The sequence below is a fragment of the Variovorax paradoxus genome, assembly GCF_030815855.1.
Classification (GTDB): domain Bacteria; phylum Pseudomonadota; class Gammaproteobacteria; order Burkholderiales; family Burkholderiaceae_C; genus Variovorax; species Variovorax paradoxus_M.
The window spans coordinates 302,345-318,240 of the sequence record NZ_JAUSXG010000001.1; the positions used below are offsets into that span (position 1 = coordinate 302,345).

Consider the following 15,896-nt stretch of genomic DNA (forward strand, 5'->3'; position numbering starts at 1 on the left):
AAGATTTTTATTCATGAGCAACCAAGAATTCCTGCGCTCGGCGCACTCCATCGATCCCGCCATGCGCGTGCAGATCATGGACGCCCTGCGCGACATCGAAACGCGGCATGACGTCACGGTGCTGTTCGCCTGCGAATCCGGCAGCCGTGGCTGGGGCTTTGCCTCGCCCGACAGCGACTACGACGTGCGCTTCATCTACGTGAACCGCCTGCCGTGGTATCTCACCGTCACGCCGCGCCGCGACGTGATCGAACTGCCGATCAGCGGCGATCTCGACATCAACGGCTGGGACCTGCGCAAGGCGCTGGGCCTGATGCGCGAGTCGAACCCTACGCTGCTCGAATGGCTGCGTTCGCCCGTCGTGTACCGCGACGACGCGGTCGCAATGCCGCGCTTTCGTGCGCTCTCGGAGGCGGTGTTCTCCAACGCGCGCGGCTGGCATCACTACGCCTCGATGGCCAAGAAGAACTTCCGCGAGCATCTGCAGGCCGAAGAGGTGCGCTACAAGAAATATCTCTACGTGCTGCGCCCGCTGCTTGCGGCGCGCTGGATCCGGACGCAAGCCGGCGTACCGCCGATGCGCTTTGCCGACCTGGCTCAGAAGACGCTCGATCCCGTAAGCGACGCTGCGCTGATCGAAGAGATCAACGCGCTGCTCGAGGTGAAGATGCGCGCCGGCGAAGCCGCCACCAGCCCGCGCTGGCCTGGCATTCACGCGTTCATCGAAAGCGAACTGGCGGCCAACGCGGCCGAGCCGGTCGCGCCGCTGCCGCAGGCCGAGAGTGCGGGGCTGGACGCGTTTCTCTGCGAGACGGTGCTGCGCTTCGACGCGGCCGCGCCCGCCGCGACGGAAGGAGGCTGCGGATGATCGAGCTCGACGGATCGCAAGGCGAGGGCGGCGGCCAGATCCTGCGCACCAGCCTGGCCTTGTCGGTGGCCACGGGCCAGCCGGTCGCCATCGAGAAAATTCGCGCGGGGCGCGCCAAGCCGGGATTGATGCGCCAGCATCTCGCGTGCGTGAACGCCGCCGCCGAAATCAGCGGCGCGCAGGTCGAAGGGGGCGAGCTCGGATCGCAATCGCTGCGTTTCGTACCCGGACCGGTGCGCGCGGGCGAATACAGCTTCACGATTGCCAGCGCCGGCAGCTGCATGCTGGGTGCTGCAAACGGTGCTGCCGCCGCTGTTGCTGGCCGGTGCGCCGAGCCACGTGCACCTGCGCGGCGGCACGCACAACCCGATGGCCCCGCCTTTCCACTTTCTGGAGCGCGCCTTCGCGCCGCTGGTGCGCCGCCTGGGCGCGGACCTGCAACTGGTGCTGCGCCGCTGCGGTTTCTATCCGGCCGGCGGCGGCGAAGTGGACGCAACCATCGTGCCGGCGGCCGGTGCGCTGCAGTCCTTCGACCTGATGGCGCGGGGCGCGCCGCTGTCGGGACATGCGGAGTGCCTGGCACCGGGGCTGGCGCGACACATCGCCACGCGCGAGCTCGAAACGTTCGGCAAGGCGATGGGTTGGTCAGGTGAACAGTTGCGGGTCGGCAGCGCGCGGCAGAACGAGGGTCCGGGCAACGCACTCCTCGCCACGCTCGCCTACGAGCATGTCACCGAAGTCTTCACCGCCTTTGGCGAAAAGACACTGAGTGCGGAGCAGGTGGCGCATGCGCTGGTGAACGAGCTGCGCGACTTCCAGAAAAGCCAAGCGGCCGTCGGGCCGCACCTTGCCGACCAATTGGCGCTGCTGCTGGGCCTGGCGGCGTGGCAGAGCGGCGGCGCCGGCACCTTCACCTGCAGCGAAGTGACCGAGCACACCCGAACCAATTGCGCGGTGATCGAGCGCTTTCTGCCGGTGCGCTACGTCATCGGCGAAACGCCGGGCACGGCCACCGTGAAGGTGGCGCGGACCTGAGGCCTGAGCAATGCGGCGGGGCAGAAAAAGCGCTTTTCGCCCTTCTTACAGGCCGGCTTGCCGGGTGAACGAGACGGCCGGCTTGCTGTACGCCGAAGGCACCTGGTCGCGATAGAAGGCGCGGCGGTCCAGGCTTTGCAGCGGATTGTGCGCGGCGGCCACGGCCTGGTCGCGCACGGCATTGCGATCCAGCGTCGAATCGATGGCCAGCACGCCTTCGGCTGCGCTGTCCGAATACGGATTACCGCCGCGAGCGGCCGCCACGGCTTCGGCCTGCACGTCCGCGCGGTTGGCGTAGGAAGTGACGGCCTGCACGCCTTCGTAGGTCTCGGCGTGGGCGGCTGCCGTGCCCAGGACGGCGAGTGCGGCGGCGGCGATGAGTTGCTTCGTGTTCATGGTGAGAGTCCCTTGACGGAAAGTAGTGTGGGCGGCGGACATTCGTCGTTGCCACAAGATGCAGTGTGAAACTGCATCGTGAGTGGCGCTGTGCGTTTGAGCACCGCTTTTCGTCGATTACAGGGGCGTTGCCATCGGCGGTGAACAGATCACCGCCAGGGGTTCGGATCGCCCGCGCACCACCAGCGTATCGACCTGTTCCACGCTGTGCGCGAAGCCGGCCTGCTGCGCCGCGAACAGCGAAACCACCCGGCGCGATGCGGCGGTCTTGGCGTGGTCCTGAAGACGGCTCGCCGTGTTGACCACCTCGCCGATGGCGGTGAAGGTGGTGGTGTCGAGGTAGCCCACTTCACCCACCGCCGCGCGCCCGGCGTGCAGGCCCATGCCGAAGTCCAGCCGCTGGCCGAACTGGGCCTCGAAGCCTTCGCTCCAGGCATCCATGCGTTCGCCGATGAGCTCGGTCGCGCGCAGCGCCTGCCGGCATGCGGTGGACAGGTCGGTCTCGAGGCCGAAGATGGCCATCACGCTGTCGCCGATGAACTGGTTCGGCACGCCGCCGCTTTCTCGCACGGCCGCGCCCACGGTAGCGAAGTAGCGGTCGAGCACATAGGCCAGGTCGAACGGCCATTGCCGCTCCGACAAGCCGGACCAGCGCCGCAGGTCCACGAACAGAATGGCCACGTCGCGCTCTCGGCCGAAGCTGCTGACCGGCGCGGGGCGGCCCGCGTTGGGCGGCGGTGCGAACAGCGGAGTGACTTCGATGTCGCCGCGCGGCCGCAGCTGGCACGCCAGCCGCACGTCGCCGGGTGCGCGCACACGGTCAAGCGTTCGCTGCTCGTCGCGGCCCGCCTCGCCGATGTGTTCCGCGGGGCCGAGCACGCGAACACGGCAGGTCGAACAGCGCGCGCGTCCGCCGCAGACCGAGAGGTGCGCAATGCCTAGCGAGCGGCTGGCCTCGAGCACGCTCCAGCCCCGCGGCACACGCACCGTGCGGCCCGGATAGCGCAGCGCGATCGACGGTCCTCGCGGACGGCGTGCGAACCAGTGGCGCGCCGCATAGGCGGCCAGCAGGGCGGCCAGTCCGAGCGCGTAGAAGAGCTTGATGCGGGTCTCCGCGGTGTCGAGCGCCTGGCCCTGGGCCGGTGTCGGCAGCACGGCGGGCGGAACGCCGGTCCACTGGAATTCGCGTCCCATGGAGACGAAGCCCATCGCCGCGGTGAGCGGCAGCACCACCGCGAAGGCCAGCAGCAGATGGGAAAAGCGGCGGTAGGCCGGCCGCGCCCGCAGGGCGAAGTGCATGCCGAGGCAGCCGTGGAGCCAGGCCGCGAGCATCATCGCCAGTTGCGCGCTCGCGCCCGGCAAGCTCCACAGGCCCCAGACCACGCGCGCATAGGAACCCTCGATGCCATACGCGAGGTAGGCCCCCCGCATGGCGGTCAGGTGCGTGGCCAGCAAAAGCGGCAGTGCGAAGCCCAGCAGCACGCGCAGCCCCTCGAGCGGCGGCATGCGCAGAGTGCGGCGCTCCCACAGCGCAGCCACCGCAAGTGCCAGGTGCACCGTGGCGGCGCCATAGAGCAGCAGCGTGCCCGGCAGGCTGTGCCAGAAGCTCTGCACGCCGCGCAGCACCGTCTCGGCCGCGGCAAAGGCGGCGATGCCAAGCGAATGATTCAGTAGGTGCGCCGTCACATAGGCCATCAGCACCAGCCCGCTCGCCCAGCGGAGATTGCGCCGGGTCGGCGGTCTCGGCGGAAAAGGGAATGGGAGGGAACGTCTGTCCATGAACGGGTTCGAAGGGGCACCCGAGCATAATGCGCGCGCCCCTATCGACCGGCATGGCCCTCACTACTCCAACCACTCTTCGTTCCAGCCTTGCGCTGCGCCGCATCGCGCTGCTCGAAGGCCTCTCCGACCAGCGTCTTGACCGGCTCGCGCAGCAATGCCTCTGGCACAGCGTCGACGCCGGCAAGCCGCTGTTGCTGCGCACCGAGCAGCACAGCGACGTGTTCCTGCTGGTCTCGGGGCAGGTGCGGGTGACCACCTATTCGGCCAACGGACGGCAGGTCACCTTCAGGGATTCGGAAGCCGGCGAGCATTTCGGCGACATTGCCGCCATCGACGGCGGGCCGCGCTCCGCCGATGTGGTCACGCTCGAACCCAGCGTGCTCGCCAGCCTCGACCGGCTTTCCTTCATGGCCCTGTTGCGCGACGAGCCCCTGGTGGCCGAGCGCGTGATGCAGCGGCTCGCGTCATTGGTGCGGCAACTGTCGGAACGCGTGATCGACCTGAGCACGCTGGGTGTTCAGAACCGGCTGCATGCCGAACTGCTGCGCCTCGCGCGCGCGGCCGGCGTGGAAGGCAACCAGGCAAGGCTGGAGCCGGCGCCCAAGCACGCGGCCCTGGCCAGCCAGATCAGCACCAACCGCGAACAGGTGACCCGCGAACTCAACGTGCTGGTGCGCAGCGGCGTGCTGCGCAAGGACGGCAAGGACCTTCTGGTGGCCGACGCCGAGCGGCTGGAGCGCATGGTCGCCCAGGTGCGCGGCGACGCCGGCTGAGCGGCAGGTTCAGTTCCAGCGCCCGCGCAGACCGCCGAGGCTGAAGCGGCCCGCGCCCAGAAGCACCACGCTGAGCGCGCCGAACAGATACAGGCCCTGCAGTTCGAGTGCCCAGCCGCCTTGCTTGGTCATCGAGAACAGGTCGGCCATGTGCACCAGGCCGAAGGCCGCGAGCATGTTGATGACGACCACGCCGGCGGCGGCACGGGTCCAGAAACCGGCGATCATGAGCAGCGGCGCCACGATCTCGCCCACGTACACCAGGTAGGCCAGCCCGCCGGGCAGGCCGGCCTTGACCAGCATGGCACTGACGAAGCCCACGCCGGCGGAGATCTTGAAAATGCCATGCAGCAGCACGAGCACGCCAATGGCGACGCGCAGCAGCAGCTTGCCGGAATCGTCCAACGCGGCGGGGGAGGAAGAGGCGAGCGAAGGTGCGATCGGCGCACGCGCGGAATCGGCGGCTACGGCCTGGGTGTTCATGGCAGATCCTTGGAAAATTGAAGAAAGGCCGCCGCGGACTGCGACGGTTGCGGTTCCAGTGTGCGCAGCCGCGGCCGATCGGGCTGTGCGTTTACGCACACTTTTCAGAAGGTGCCCGAGGAGCCTCTGCAAGCCCGGCGCCATCCTGCTACGCTTGCACCGCCCGCCAATACGGCGGGCTTTTTTCTGCGCCGCCTTCCCATGGTCTTTCCCCTCATCACCGATCCGCATTTCTATGCGGTTGCCATTCCCGCCGTGCTGCTGCTCGGCATCAGCAAGAGCGGATTCGGCGCCGGTTTCGGCTCGCTCGCGGTGCCGCTGATGGCGCTGGCGGTCACGGTGCCGCAAGCCGCGGCCATCCTGATGCCGCTGCTGCTGTTGATGGACCTGCTCGGCGTGGCCGCCTTCCGCCGCGACTTCGACCGCGCGCTGCTCAAGTTCCTGATTCCGTTCGGGCTGCTCGGCACGGTGATCGGCACGCTGCTGTTCCGGACGCTCTCGGCCCACACCGTGGCCGGCATCGTCGGCGTGTTCACGCTGCTGTTCCTGGCGCAGCGGCTGGTGTTTCCGCCCAAGCCCGACGATCCGCTGCCCTCGCGTGCGGTGGGCGCGGCGCTCACGGCGGTGTCGGGCTTCACGAGCTTCATCGCCCACGCGGGCGGGCCGCCGGTCAATGCCTACGTGATTCCGCTGCGGCTCAAGCCGGTGGTATTCACCGCGACGATGGCGTACTTCTTCTTCGTGGTGAACCTGAGCAAGTGGATTCCGTACGCATGGCTCGGGCTGATCGACCTGCGCACGCTCGCCACGTCGGCGGTGCTGATGCCGCTGGCGCCGCTCGGCGTGTGGGTCGGCATTCGCATTGCGCGGCGCATCGACGCGACGTGGTTCTATCGCTTCGTGTACCTGGGCATGCTGTTGACCGGCCTGAAGCTCGTCTACGACGGCTTCCTGGCCTGAAGGCGGGCTTTTAGAACTCGACGATCGACTTGAAGCCGCCGAACATCATCCGCTTCGCATCGAAGGGCATGGTTTTCGGGTCCATCGCGGCAATGCGCGGGTCGGCCATGACCTTGGCATTGACCGCGTCGCGGTGCTTGCGCGACTTGTAGACGATCCACGAGAACGCCACTGTTTCGTCCGCCTTCTGCTTCACGCTCTGGGGAAACGAGGTGAGCTTGCCGGGCTTCACGTCGTCGGCGATGCACTCCACATATTCGAGCGCACCGTATTCCATCCAGATCTTGCCGGCCTTGCGCGCCAGCTTGCGGTAAGCCTCGACATTGTTCGAGGGAACGGGAACGAGAAAGCCATCGACATAGCGGGCCATTGAAGGTCTCCTTGAAAGAAACGGAAGAAAGAAAAGAAAGGTCGGCCGCCGCACGGCCGAGCCTTCAGGACGCCGCCGCACGGTTGGCCGCGCTTGCGGATGCCGCGGCCCCTTCGTTGTTCTTGTCGTTCTGAGTGGACCCCGGTGGCGCAGTGCGAAGCAGCAAGGCCCCGATCAAGCCCGCGAGCGCCGCGAACACGGCGCCGACAAGAAACGCAAGGTTGTAGCCGCCTGTGAGCGCAAGAGGCAACTGCGCCCCGGCTGCTTGCATCGAGCCGGTGCGCGCCGCGGCGGCGCTGGCCAGCACGGCGAGACCGAGTGCGCCGCCCATCATGAAGGCGGTGTTGACCACGCCCGAGGCGAGGCCCGAATCGGCCGGGTCGACCTCGCTCATGGCCGCGAGCAGCACCGGGTTGAACGCCATGCCCGCGCCCAGGCCGAGCAGCATCATCCCGGGCAGCACGTCGACGACGAAGCTGCCGTTGACCGGCGCGCGCGCGAAGAGCGCGAGGCCGATGGCCGCGAGCCAGAGTCCGGCCGCGAGCGGCTTGCGGATGCCGAAGCGCATCACCAGCCTGGCCGAGAGGCCGAGCGAGAACACCGCCATGATGATGTTGGCCGGCAGGAAGGCGAGGCCGATCTGCATCGGCGTGTAGTTCAGCACCAGCTGCATGTAGAGCGCGGAGATGAAGAACCACGCGAACATCGCCGCCGCCCACAGCACGCCCACCACGTTGGCGACCGACACGCTGCGCAGGCGGAAGAGGCCGAGCGGCATCAGCGGATGCTGCACGCGCGCCTCGATGGCGATGAAGATCGCGAGCAGCACCACGGCAGCGCCGAGCAGGCCCAGCGTTTGGGTGGAACCCCAGCCGGCTTCGTTGCCGTTGACCACGCCGTAGACCGCGAGCATGAGCGACAGCGTGACGGTGACGGCGCCGGCCACGTCGAGCTTCTCGCCGTGCGCCTGGCCGCGCGCGTTGGGCAGCAGCGCCACGCACAGCGCATACACCGCCACACCGATCGGCAGGTTGACCAGGAAGATCCAGTGCCAGCTCAGCGTGCTCGTGAGCAGCCCGCCCAGCAGCACGCCGATGCTGCCGCCGCCCGCGCAGACGAAGCCATACACGCCCATCGCCTTCGCGCGATCGGCCGGTTCGGTGAACAGGTTCATGATCAGCGAGAGCGAGACGGCCGACACCACCGCGCCGCCCAGCCCCTGCACCGCGCGCGCCGCAATCAGCACGCCTTGCGAGTTGGCGATGCCGCAGGCCAGCGAGGCGAGCGTGAACAGCACAAGGCCGACCAGGAAGACCCTGCGGTGCCCGTAGAGGTCGCCGAGCCTGCCCCCCAGCAGCAGGAAGCCGCCGAAGGTCAGCATGTAGGCGTTCACCACCCAGACCAGCGAGGTTTCGGTGAAGCCCAGGTCGGTGCGAATGGAAGGCAATGCCACGTTCACGATCGTGGTGTCGAGCACGATCATCAGCACGCCGAGGCACAGCACCATCAATGCGAGCCAGCGCTTCCGGTTGTTGTCGAGTGTGTCGGTCATGAAGAGTGATCCCCTGCAGAATTTTGCGGATGAAGTGTGCTCAGACCAGCGACTTGCCGCCATTGATGAGCCATGGGGTACCGAAGCGGTCGGTCACCATGCCGAAGCCTTCGACCCAGAAGGTTTTCTCGAAAGGCATCGTGACGGTGCCGCCGTCGGCGAAGGCGTCGAACACGCGCTTCGCTTCCGCGACGGTCTCGAGGGTGAGCGCGACGCCGAAGCCCTTCATGCCTTCGTAGGCCTGCCCGGGCATGGTGTCGGAAGCCATCAGCATGCCGTCGCCGTAGGCCAGGGCCGCATGCATGATGCGTTTTTCGGCGCCGGGCGGAAAGTGCTGGGCGCCCGGCGCTTCGCCCATGGTCATCATCATCTGCATGGTGCCGCCGAGTGTTTTCTCATAGAAGCGCATGGCTTCGGCGGCGTTGCCGTCGAACGAGAGATAAGCGTGGATGGGGGACATGAGGTTTCCTTGGTGACGGTTTATTTTTCAGTGGCTGTCTTGAGACTGGCAAGGCCTGCTTCGAAGTCCTTGCCGATCATCTGGTCCATGTTGAAAAAAATGCCCATGAGTTTTGCAACATAGGGGTTGGGGCCGTACATGGCCCAGGTGACCTGCGTGGCATCGCCCTCTGGTTTCAGCGTGAACTCGGCCGTGTTGTGGCCTTCGAAAGGTTTGATGAAGTCGAGCTTGATCGCGATCCTGGAGGAAGGCGATGACTCCATGATTTCCATGCGACCCGCACCCGCCTTGCCCTTGCTGTCCCAGGCATAGGTGGCGCCCTTGCCGCTCGGTGTGCCGCCGAATTCCCGCTTCATTTCCGGGTCGAGCTTCTCGTAGGGAGACCAGGTGCCCCAGCGATGGAAGTCGCCGATCAACGGAAAGATCTTCTCGGCCGGCGCCTGGATGCGCGCGGTGCGCTCGACGCGGAAGGTGTCGGGCCGGGTGGCTGCGAAGATCAGCAGCGCGGCAATCAGCGCGAGCACGGCGAGGGCGATGGTCTTGAGCATGGGTACTCCGGATGCAAGGGGAACAATGAGGGGATAGGCGTGACCGCGCTCAGCCGGCTTGCGCCACCACCAGCAGCCAGCCGATGCCGAATCGGTCCGTGAGCATGCCGAAGCTGGAGCTGAAGAAGGTCGGCATCAGCGGCTGCATCACCTGGCCGCCGTCGGCGAGCGCACCGAACCACTGGCGCGCCTCGGCGTCGGTGGCGGCGGTAAGGGCGAGCATGATGCCCTTGAACTCGGGCTGGCCCGAGCACCGCCCGTCGGAAGCCATCAGTTCGGTTTCGCCGATGCGCACCACGGCGTGCATCACCTTGTCGGCGGCAGGCCCGCCGCCGCCGCAGCTGGCTTCGGCATCCGAAGACGGTGGCATTGCGGGCGCCTCGCTGTAGCGCATGAGCTGGACGACTTCGGCGCCGAGCGCCTTTTTGTAGAAGGCGATGGCTTCGTCGCAACGGCCTTCGAAGGACAGATAAGACTGGACTTTCATGGCGTTTCCTTTGGACAGAGGGTGAAAGAAAAGGGGGTGCGCAGAAGCCCTGCGCGAATACGGAATACCTAGTTTGTGTACACCGTCCACAAAGAATAGCAGACATAATGGACACTGTCCACATGGAGATTCCGATTGAGCCCTCCCGTCGTTCCGCCAGCCCCTGTTCCGCCTGCCGCCCGCAGCACGTACCGGCACGGCGACTTGCGCCGCGCGCTGCTCGATGCAGGCATCGAACTGGCGCGCGACGGTGGCCCTGAGGCGGTGGCGCTGCGCGAGGTGACGCGGCGCGCGGGCGTGGTGCCGAACGCGGCCTATCGGCATTTCGCGAGCCGGCGGGAGTTGCTGCTGGCGGTGCGCGCGGCCGCGCTGTCGGCCGCGGCCACTGCCATGGAAAAGGAATTGGCGGCGCTGCCCCGCGACCAGCCGCCCATCGATTTCGCGCGGGCGCGGGTGCGGGCGATCGGCACCGCCTATCTGCGTTTTGCGCAGGCCGAGCCGGGCCTGTTCCGCACGGCGTTCCTGGTGTCGTCGGAAGATGCCGAGGGCGAGGTGGGGCCGGCGAGCGCGGGGGCAGGCGGCATGAACCCATTTGAGTTGCTGGGCACTGCGGTCGACCGGCTGGTGGAGGCGGGTGCGCTCGCCCCCTCACGTCGTCCGAATGCCGAATACCTGGCCTGGTCGGCCGTGCATGGACTCGCGCTGCTGATCATCGAGGGGCCGCTGAAAGGCATGGAGCCGGAGGCTGCCCATGCGCTTGGGCAGCGCTTGATCGACATGGTGGAGCGGGGGCTCTAACCCGGGTGCGCTTCCTGGTCAGTGAGCCTGGTGCCGCAAGGCCGAACAGTTCGCCAGGGCGCTGCGCCCGCGGCCGCTCATACCCCGCTGATGACGGCGTCGAGCGCCCCGACGAACTCGCTCGCCTGCGATCGCAGGCTGCCTAGCGAGGTGCCGAGATCTTTCACGCGAAACGGCGCGGCCAGGTGCGGCAGAGCGACCAGGGCATTGCCCTCCCACTGCAACTGCGGGCATAACGCACGAGGCAAAGCGGCAGGCATGTGCTTGCGCAACGCGAGTGGAACGACCAGGCGCGTCGGCAATGCCGAGAGGAGATCGCTCTGGATGTCGACTATCCAGGGAATGTCCGGACGTTGAAGTTTCGAGGGATTGGGGTAGACGTCGAACTGGGCCACTGGGTGCTGTTCTCACCAGGGCCTGAACTCTTCGCCGAAGACGCCGATGCGATCGACTAGATCGTTTTGTGCGGCAATCCAATCTTTGTACGTCTCACCGAATTCCCGCTTGCGCTGAGCCATCGACTTTTTCTGTTCCAGGGCCTCCAGCTCGGCAAAGCGCGCGGCGGACACGATCACACCAGCCACGCGATCGTTCTTCATCACATGGACAGGCTCGCGCTCGGCTTGGCCGAGGTAATAGCCGAACCGGTTCTTGGCTTCCGTGGCACTGATCTGCATGGGTGAATCCTATAAGGATCAGCCATTTTAGCCATTCCTGGAGTGAAATTGGACGTCGGAACAGGCTACAGATAGATCTTCTGCAGCAGCCGGATCAGCGTTTCGCGCTCGCGCGCCGTGAGCCGTGCGCTCGCGTCGGCCTCGAGCTGCGTCACGGTCTGCTCGGCCTCGCGGATCAGTTTTTCGCCCGCCTCGGTGAGGTGCAGCCCCACCGCGCGGCCGTCGTGCGGATGCGGCTTGCGCTCGATGAGCCCGCGGCTGTCCAGCGTGGCCACCAGGCTCACGAGGTTGGGCGGCAAGATGTCGAGCGTGTTGCACAGCTGGCGCGAGGTGGCGCCCGGGTTGTGCGCGAGCAGCGAGAGCACCGAGAAGTCGATCTGCTTGAGCCCGTACGGCGCCATGCGTTCGGCGAACACGCCGCTGATGATCAACCAGGCACGGCGGGCGTTGTAGCCGACCAGGGCTTCGAGGATGCGGGCGTCGAGCCGGTCCTGCTTGCCGGCGGCGGCCGCGGGCTCTGTCTTGGCGGAACTGTTCTTGGAGGGGCGAGGCATAGGACCGGAGCGTAACCGCTTGCTATGCCGCGGGCGGTTTCTGCGTCCTGGGCGTCGTGACCAGGAGCGCGATGGTGGCCTGCAGCTCGGCCTTGGCCTGCGCGGGCGTGATCTCGCCGGCGACGGCCGCGTACGACAGGGCCTCCGCCGCGCCCAGCATGGCCCGCACGCGCAGCGGTGCCAACTGCCCGGCGGGCGCGAAGGGCGCCAGCACCTTGCGGCACTTCTCGTGGAACGCATCGGCACATTCGCGCTTGACCAGTTCGAGCTCCGGCGCGCCGGACAGGGCGCCGACGATGCCCGGAAGCTCGCGGCCCTGCGCCAGCGCGCAGTCCACATAGGTGGAGCCGATGACCTTTGCCATGGCCGGCAAGGTGTTCGCACTGGCCGCGATGGCCGCGTCGATGATGGCCTCCTGGCGCGATTCGAAGTCCAGGTAAAGCGCCGAGATGAGCCCGTTGCGGGTGCCGAAGTGATCGTAGACGACGGGTTTGGCCACCTTGGCCTGCTCGGCAAGCCGCCCGAGCGTCAGTGCATCCATGCCTTCATGCCGCACCAGCGCCCACGCCGACTCGATGAGCTGGCGGTAGCGGTCGCTGCGGGCGAGACGCTTTCGGGTGGGCGCTTCAGGCAATGTCGGGGTGTACGGAATGGTTATGTACCAATGGTACATTGCAGTCGACTACCTACCAAACGTATATAAAGCACTCGAAAGGACTACCTCATGCATGCGCTCGTCGTCGTTGCCCACCCCAAGCCCGATTCCGCCACCCACGCGGTCGCGGCCAGAATCATCGAAGGCATCGAGCTGGCCGGGCATTCGGCCGAGGCCGCCGATCTGGCGGCCGAAGGCTTCGATCCCCGCTTCACCGAACACGACATCGCGGTGCACCGCGAGCGGCGCACGCCAAGCGACGACGTGCGTTCGGAGCAGGCGCGCATCGACCGGGCCGACGCGCTCGTGCTGGTGTACCCGGTCTACTGGTGGTCCTTCCCGGCATTGCTCAAGGGCTGGATCGACCGGGTGTTCTCCAACGGCTGGGCGTACGACGAGGCGCCGGGCATGCCGCTGAAGAAGAAGCTGCACCGCCTGCCCGTGTACCTGGCCGCGATCGGCGGGGCGGACTGGCGCACCTATGCGCGCCACGGCTATTTCGGCGCCATGCGAACCCAGATCGACCACGGCATCTTCGACTACTGCGGTGCCGGCGTGCCGCGGTCCGAGCTGCTGCTCGAGCCGGCGGACGGCGACTGGCGCGAGAACTTCGAGACGGCCACGGCCCTGGGCCGCAAGGTGGCAACCGCTTCTAGTCCGACTCGGCAAACGCTTTCAGCTTCGGCAGAGCCGCTTCCCACTGGCGTGCGATGACGTCGAGTGTGCGGCGCGCATTCAGGGTTGGCCCGGATGGCCTGCCGCAGCCTGCGACAGCGCAATGCTCTCGCAGGCGCGCTTGACGATGCCCAGCCGCATCTCGAACTCGGGCAACACCCAGCGCCGGAATGCCGCCGCGGCGCCGGCTCTCGCGGCGCGCTCCGCCTCGGATGCGTCGGCCGCGTCGATGCGCGCCCAGGCCCAGGCCATCAGCGTGAGCATCACCACGCGCAGGTAGTCGTCGGCCACTTCATAGGGCAGCACGGGGTTGGCATGCGCGGCCATGGCGATGGTGGTGCCCAGGTAGCGCAACTGCGCGAGCCGGCGCTGCACGTCGGCATCGGCCTCGCGCGACGCATCGAGCGTGTCGCGCAGCTCGAGCAGCACGGCCGACATGGCGGCGCCGCCGTCGGGCAGCACCTTGCGCACCAAGAGGTCGATGGCCTGGATCTCGTTGGTGCCCTCGTAGATCATGGTCACGCGCGCGTCGCGCACGATCTGCTCGATGCCCCATTCGCGCACGTAGCCGTGGCCGCCGAACACCTGGAGGCATTCGCTCGCGCCATGAAACGCCTGCTGCGTACAGGCGGCCTTGAGAACCGGGGTGACCAGCGAACACCAGCGCTGCGCACGTTCGCGTGCCTTGGGGTCGGCGTCGTGCGCGGCCACATCGAGCATCAGCGCGCTGCGGTAGGCGAGCGTACGCCCGGCCTCGACCCAGGCGCGCTGCGTATCGAGAATGCGCCGGACCGCCGGGTGTTCGGCAATCAGGTCGGCCGCTTCGCTGCCGCGGCTTGCCGGTACGGCGCCGGGCGCGCGCATCTGGCGGCGCTCCGTGGCATAGGCGTCGGCCTTCTGCCAGGCGGCATCGAGCAGGCCGATGCCCTGCAGCGCCACGTGCAGGCGTGCCGCGTTCATCATCACGAACATCGCGGCCAGGCCGCGGCCCGCCTCGCCGACCAGCCAGCCGGTGGCTTCATCGAAGCGCATGACGCAGGTCGGGCTGCCGTGCAGGCCCATTTTTTCTTCGATGCGCTCGCAATGCACCGCATTGCGCGTGCTGTCCGGTAGCACCTTGGGTACGAGCACCAGCGACAGGCCCTTGGGACCCGCAGGCGCATCGGGCAACCGGCAAAGCACCAGATGCACGATGTTGGGCGTGAGGTCGTGCTCGCCGCCGGAGATAAAAATCTTGCCGCCGCTCACGCGAAAGCTGCCGTCGGCCTGCGGCATGGCGCGCGTGCGCACCTGGCCGAGGTCGCTGCCCGCGTGCGCCTCGGTGAGGCACATGGTGGCAAGCCATTCGCCGCTCGCGATCTTCGGGAGATAGCGTTGCTTGAGCTCGTCGCTGCCATGGTGCTTGAGGCAGGCATAGGCGCCATGCAGCAGTCCCGGTGCCATGGTGAAGCCATGGTTTGCCGCGCTCAACCACTCGTAGAGGATGGCTTCGAGCACGGCGGGCAGGCCTTGGCCGCCATCTTCCGGCGCCGCCGACAAGCCAGGCCAGCCGCCGTCGACCAAGGCTTGGTAAGCCTCGCGAAAACCCGGCGGCGTGGTGACCTCGCCGCCGGCAAAGCGGCAGCCGATCTCGTCCCCATCGCGGTTCGACGGCGCCACGGCTTCGGCCACGAAGCGCGCCGCCTCTTCGAGCACTTGGCCCTGCAGCGCCTCGTCGACCTCCGCGAAGGGCGCCAGGGCGCGCAGCTTCGCCGGCGCGTCGAGCACCGCGTTCAGGATGAATCGGCTGTCTTCGGGGCGGGGCCGGTAGCTCATCGGTGCGTGCGCGCTCTCAGGATTCCGCGGTGAAGCCGATCTTCTTGACCAGCGGACCCCAGCGCTCGTATTCGGCCTGGAGCGACTTCTTCATGTCCTCGGGCGAGGAGCCGTGGGCGACCAGGCCGACCGACAGCAGGCCCTCGGCCACGGTCTTGTCCTTGAGCGCGGCCTGGATCGCGGTGCTCGCCGCGGCGATGACGGCGGCGGGAGTCTTGGCCGGCGCGAAGAAGCCGAACCATTCGTCGGCCACGATTTCGGGGAACCCTTGCTCGGTGAACGTGGGCGCTTCAGGCAGGTAGGCCGCGCGCTGAGCGCCCGAGGTGGCGAGCACGCGCAGCTTGCCGGCCTTGACGAAGGGCAGGCAGTCGCCCACGGGCGTCATGCTCGATGCGATTTGTCCGCCCACCACGTCGTTGATGGCCGGCAGCGAGCCGCGGTAGGGCACGTGGCGCAGGTCGGTGCCGCTGTTCAGGCCCAGCAGCGCGCCCAGAAAGTGCGGCGTGGAGCCCGCGCCCGGCGAGCCGTAGCTGGCCTGGCCCGGGTTGGCCTTGGCCCACGCGACGTAGTCTTTCAGCGTCTTCACGCTGGCGGGCACCATCGGCCCGACGGCCAGGCCGTGCGTCATCACGGCGCCGATCGAAATCGGCGCGAAATCGGCGAGGCCGTAGCTCAGCTTGGTATAGATGTGCGGGTAGGTCGACAGCGCCGAGGCCTGCGCCAGGCACAGCACCGAGCCGTCGGCCACCGAAGTCTTGAGCGTGTCCAGCGCAATGCGCCCGCCCGCGCCCGGCTTGTTCTCGACCACCGCATTGATTTTCGAATAGGGCGTGTCGCCCAGCTTTTCGGCCACGCGGCGCGCCACGCTGTCGCCCGCGCTGCCGGCCGGAAAGCCGTAGTAGATCTTGGCCTGCTGCACGGCCTGGGCCAGCGCGGCGAGCGGATGCAGGGCGCCGAGTGCGGCTGCGCCGCCGAGTGCTTTCACGAACTGACGTCGATTGGTCATGG

General features: G+C 67.5%; 19 protein-coding genes and 1 pseudogene. 6 read left to right on the forward strand and 14 right to left on the reverse strand.

Going from position 1 to position 15,896, the window contains the following annotated elements; genetic code table 11:
• Positions 1-13: 13 nt before the first annotated feature.
• Both QFZ42_RS01360 and rtcA read left to right on the forward strand, forming a co-directional pair.
• Positions 14-868 (forward strand): nucleotidyltransferase domain-containing protein, encoded by an 855-nt coding sequence (locus tag QFZ42_RS01360; protein WP_307699224.1) that lies wholly within the window; start codon positions 14-16, stop codon positions 866-868.
• Positions 865-1,903 (forward strand): annotated as a pseudogene (rtcA, locus tag QFZ42_RS01365) (RNA 3'-terminal phosphate cyclase). The gene QFZ42_RS01360 and the pseudogene rtcA overlap by 4 nt, the downstream one beginning before the upstream one ends.
• A 45-nt stretch (positions 1,904-1,948) precedes the next feature.
• On the opposite strand, the gene QFZ42_RS01370 reads toward rtcA, so the two are convergent.
• Positions 1,949-2,299 (reverse strand): alpha/beta hydrolase, encoded by a 351-nt coding sequence (locus QFZ42_RS01370; RefSeq protein ID WP_307699225.1) that lies wholly within the window; start codon positions 2,297-2,299, stop codon positions 1,949-1,951.
• A 117-nt stretch (positions 2,300-2,416) separates the two neighbouring features.
• Complete coding sequence (locus tag QFZ42_RS01375; protein WP_307699226.1) at positions 2,417-4,078, reverse strand: adenylate/guanylate cyclase domain-containing protein; 1,662 nt, start codon at positions 4,076-4,078, stop codon at positions 2,417-2,419.
• A gap of 29 nt (positions 4,079-4,107) precedes the next feature.
• Between QFZ42_RS01375 and QFZ42_RS01380 the strand changes: the two genes are divergently transcribed.
• Positions 4,108-4,854, forward strand: a complete 747-nt coding sequence (locus QFZ42_RS01380) for a Crp/Fnr family transcriptional regulator (RefSeq protein ID WP_373423297.1) — start codon at positions 4,108-4,110, stop codon at positions 4,852-4,854.
• Positions 4,855-4,863: 9 nt separating this feature from the next.
• On the opposite strand, the gene QFZ42_RS01385 is transcribed toward QFZ42_RS01380, so the two are convergent.
• Complete coding sequence (locus QFZ42_RS01385; RefSeq protein WP_307699228.1) at positions 4,864-5,337, reverse strand: DoxX family protein; 474 nt, start codon at positions 5,335-5,337, stop codon at positions 4,864-4,866.
• A gap of 201 nt (positions 5,338-5,538) precedes the next feature.
• Here QFZ42_RS01385 and QFZ42_RS01390 point away from each other — a divergent pair, with 201 nt between their 5' ends.
• Positions 5,539-6,297, forward strand: a complete 759-nt coding sequence (locus tag QFZ42_RS01390; protein WP_307699229.1) for a sulfite exporter TauE/SafE family protein — start codon at positions 5,539-5,541, stop codon at positions 6,295-6,297.
• Positions 6,298-6,307: 10 nt separating this feature from the next.
• Here the strand turns inward: QFZ42_RS01390 and QFZ42_RS01395 are convergent, their stop codons facing one another.
• The 5 genes from QFZ42_RS01395 to QFZ42_RS01415 form a co-directional block, all read right to left on the reverse strand.
• Entirely contained in the window at positions 6,308-6,667 is a 360-nt protein-coding gene (locus QFZ42_RS01395; protein WP_307699230.1) for a DUF1428 domain-containing protein, read from the reverse strand.
• 64 nt (positions 6,668-6,731) lie between these two features.
• Entirely contained in the window at positions 6,732-8,219 is a 1,488-nt protein-coding gene (locus QFZ42_RS01400; RefSeq protein WP_307699231.1) for a DHA2 family efflux MFS transporter permease subunit, read from the reverse strand.
• A 40-nt stretch (positions 8,220-8,259) separates the two neighbouring features.
• Positions 8,260-8,679: a VOC family protein gene (locus tag QFZ42_RS01405; protein ID WP_307699232.1), complete on the reverse strand. Its 420-nt coding sequence runs from the start codon at positions 8,677-8,679 to the stop codon at positions 8,260-8,262.
• Between the two features lie 20 nt (positions 8,680-8,699).
• The gene (locus QFZ42_RS01410) at positions 8,700-9,227 is read right to left on the reverse strand and encodes an SRPBCC family protein (RefSeq protein ID WP_307699233.1); all 528 of its coding nucleotides are present in this window, start codon (positions 9,225-9,227) and stop codon (positions 8,700-8,702) included.
• A gap of 49 nt (positions 9,228-9,276) precedes the next feature.
• Positions 9,277-9,714 (reverse strand): VOC family protein, encoded by a 438-nt coding sequence (locus QFZ42_RS01415; protein ID WP_307699234.1) that lies wholly within the window; start codon positions 9,712-9,714, stop codon positions 9,277-9,279.
• A 135-nt stretch (positions 9,715-9,849) separates the two neighbouring features.
• Here QFZ42_RS01415 and QFZ42_RS01420 point away from each other — a divergent pair, with 135 nt between their 5' ends.
• On the forward strand, positions 9,850-10,512 hold the full coding sequence (locus QFZ42_RS01420; RefSeq protein WP_307699235.1) for a TetR/AcrR family transcriptional regulator: 663 nt from the start codon (positions 9,850-9,852) through the stop codon (positions 10,510-10,512).
• A gap of 77 nt (positions 10,513-10,589) precedes the next feature.
• Here QFZ42_RS01420 and QFZ42_RS01425 read toward each other — a convergent pair whose 3' ends face one another.
• From QFZ42_RS01425 to QFZ42_RS01440, 4 genes are all read right to left on the reverse strand, one after another.
• Entirely contained in the window at positions 10,590-10,907 is a 318-nt protein-coding gene (locus QFZ42_RS01425; protein ID WP_307699236.1) for a CcdB family protein, read from the reverse strand.
• 12 nt (positions 10,908-10,919) lie between these two features.
• Entirely contained in the window at positions 10,920-11,189 is a 270-nt protein-coding gene (locus tag QFZ42_RS01430) for a type II toxin-antitoxin system prevent-host-death family antitoxin (protein WP_307699237.1), read from the reverse strand.
• Between the two features lie 65 nt (positions 11,190-11,254).
• Positions 11,255-11,743 carry a MarR family winged helix-turn-helix transcriptional regulator gene (locus QFZ42_RS01435; RefSeq protein ID WP_307699238.1) on the reverse strand — a complete coding sequence of 163 codons (489 nt, stop codon included), beginning with the start codon at positions 11,741-11,743 and terminating at the stop codon, positions 11,255-11,257.
• 22 nt (positions 11,744-11,765) lie between these two features.
• Positions 11,766-12,416 carry a TetR/AcrR family transcriptional regulator gene (locus QFZ42_RS01440; RefSeq protein WP_307699239.1) on the reverse strand — a complete coding sequence of 217 codons (651 nt, stop codon included), beginning with the start codon at positions 12,414-12,416 and terminating at the stop codon, positions 11,766-11,768.
• 51 nt (positions 12,417-12,467) lie between these two features.
• Between QFZ42_RS01440 and QFZ42_RS01445 the strand changes: the two genes are divergently transcribed.
• Positions 12,468-13,112 (forward strand): NAD(P)H-dependent oxidoreductase, encoded by a 645-nt coding sequence (locus QFZ42_RS01445; protein WP_307699240.1) that lies wholly within the window; start codon positions 12,468-12,470, stop codon positions 13,110-13,112.
• A 21-nt stretch (positions 13,113-13,133) separates the two neighbouring features.
• Here the strand turns inward: QFZ42_RS01445 and QFZ42_RS01450 are convergent, their stop codons facing one another.
• Positions 13,134-14,888, reverse strand: coding sequence for an acyl-CoA dehydrogenase family protein (locus QFZ42_RS01450; RefSeq protein WP_307699241.1), 1,755 nt, complete (start codon positions 14,886-14,888; stop codon positions 13,134-13,136).
• A gap of 16 nt (positions 14,889-14,904) precedes the next feature.
• The gene (locus QFZ42_RS01455) at positions 14,905-15,894 is read right to left on the reverse strand and encodes a Bug family tripartite tricarboxylate transporter substrate binding protein (RefSeq protein WP_307699242.1); all 990 of its coding nucleotides are present in this window, start codon (positions 15,892-15,894) and stop codon (positions 14,905-14,907) included.
• Positions 15,895-15,896 lie beyond the last annotated feature (2 nt).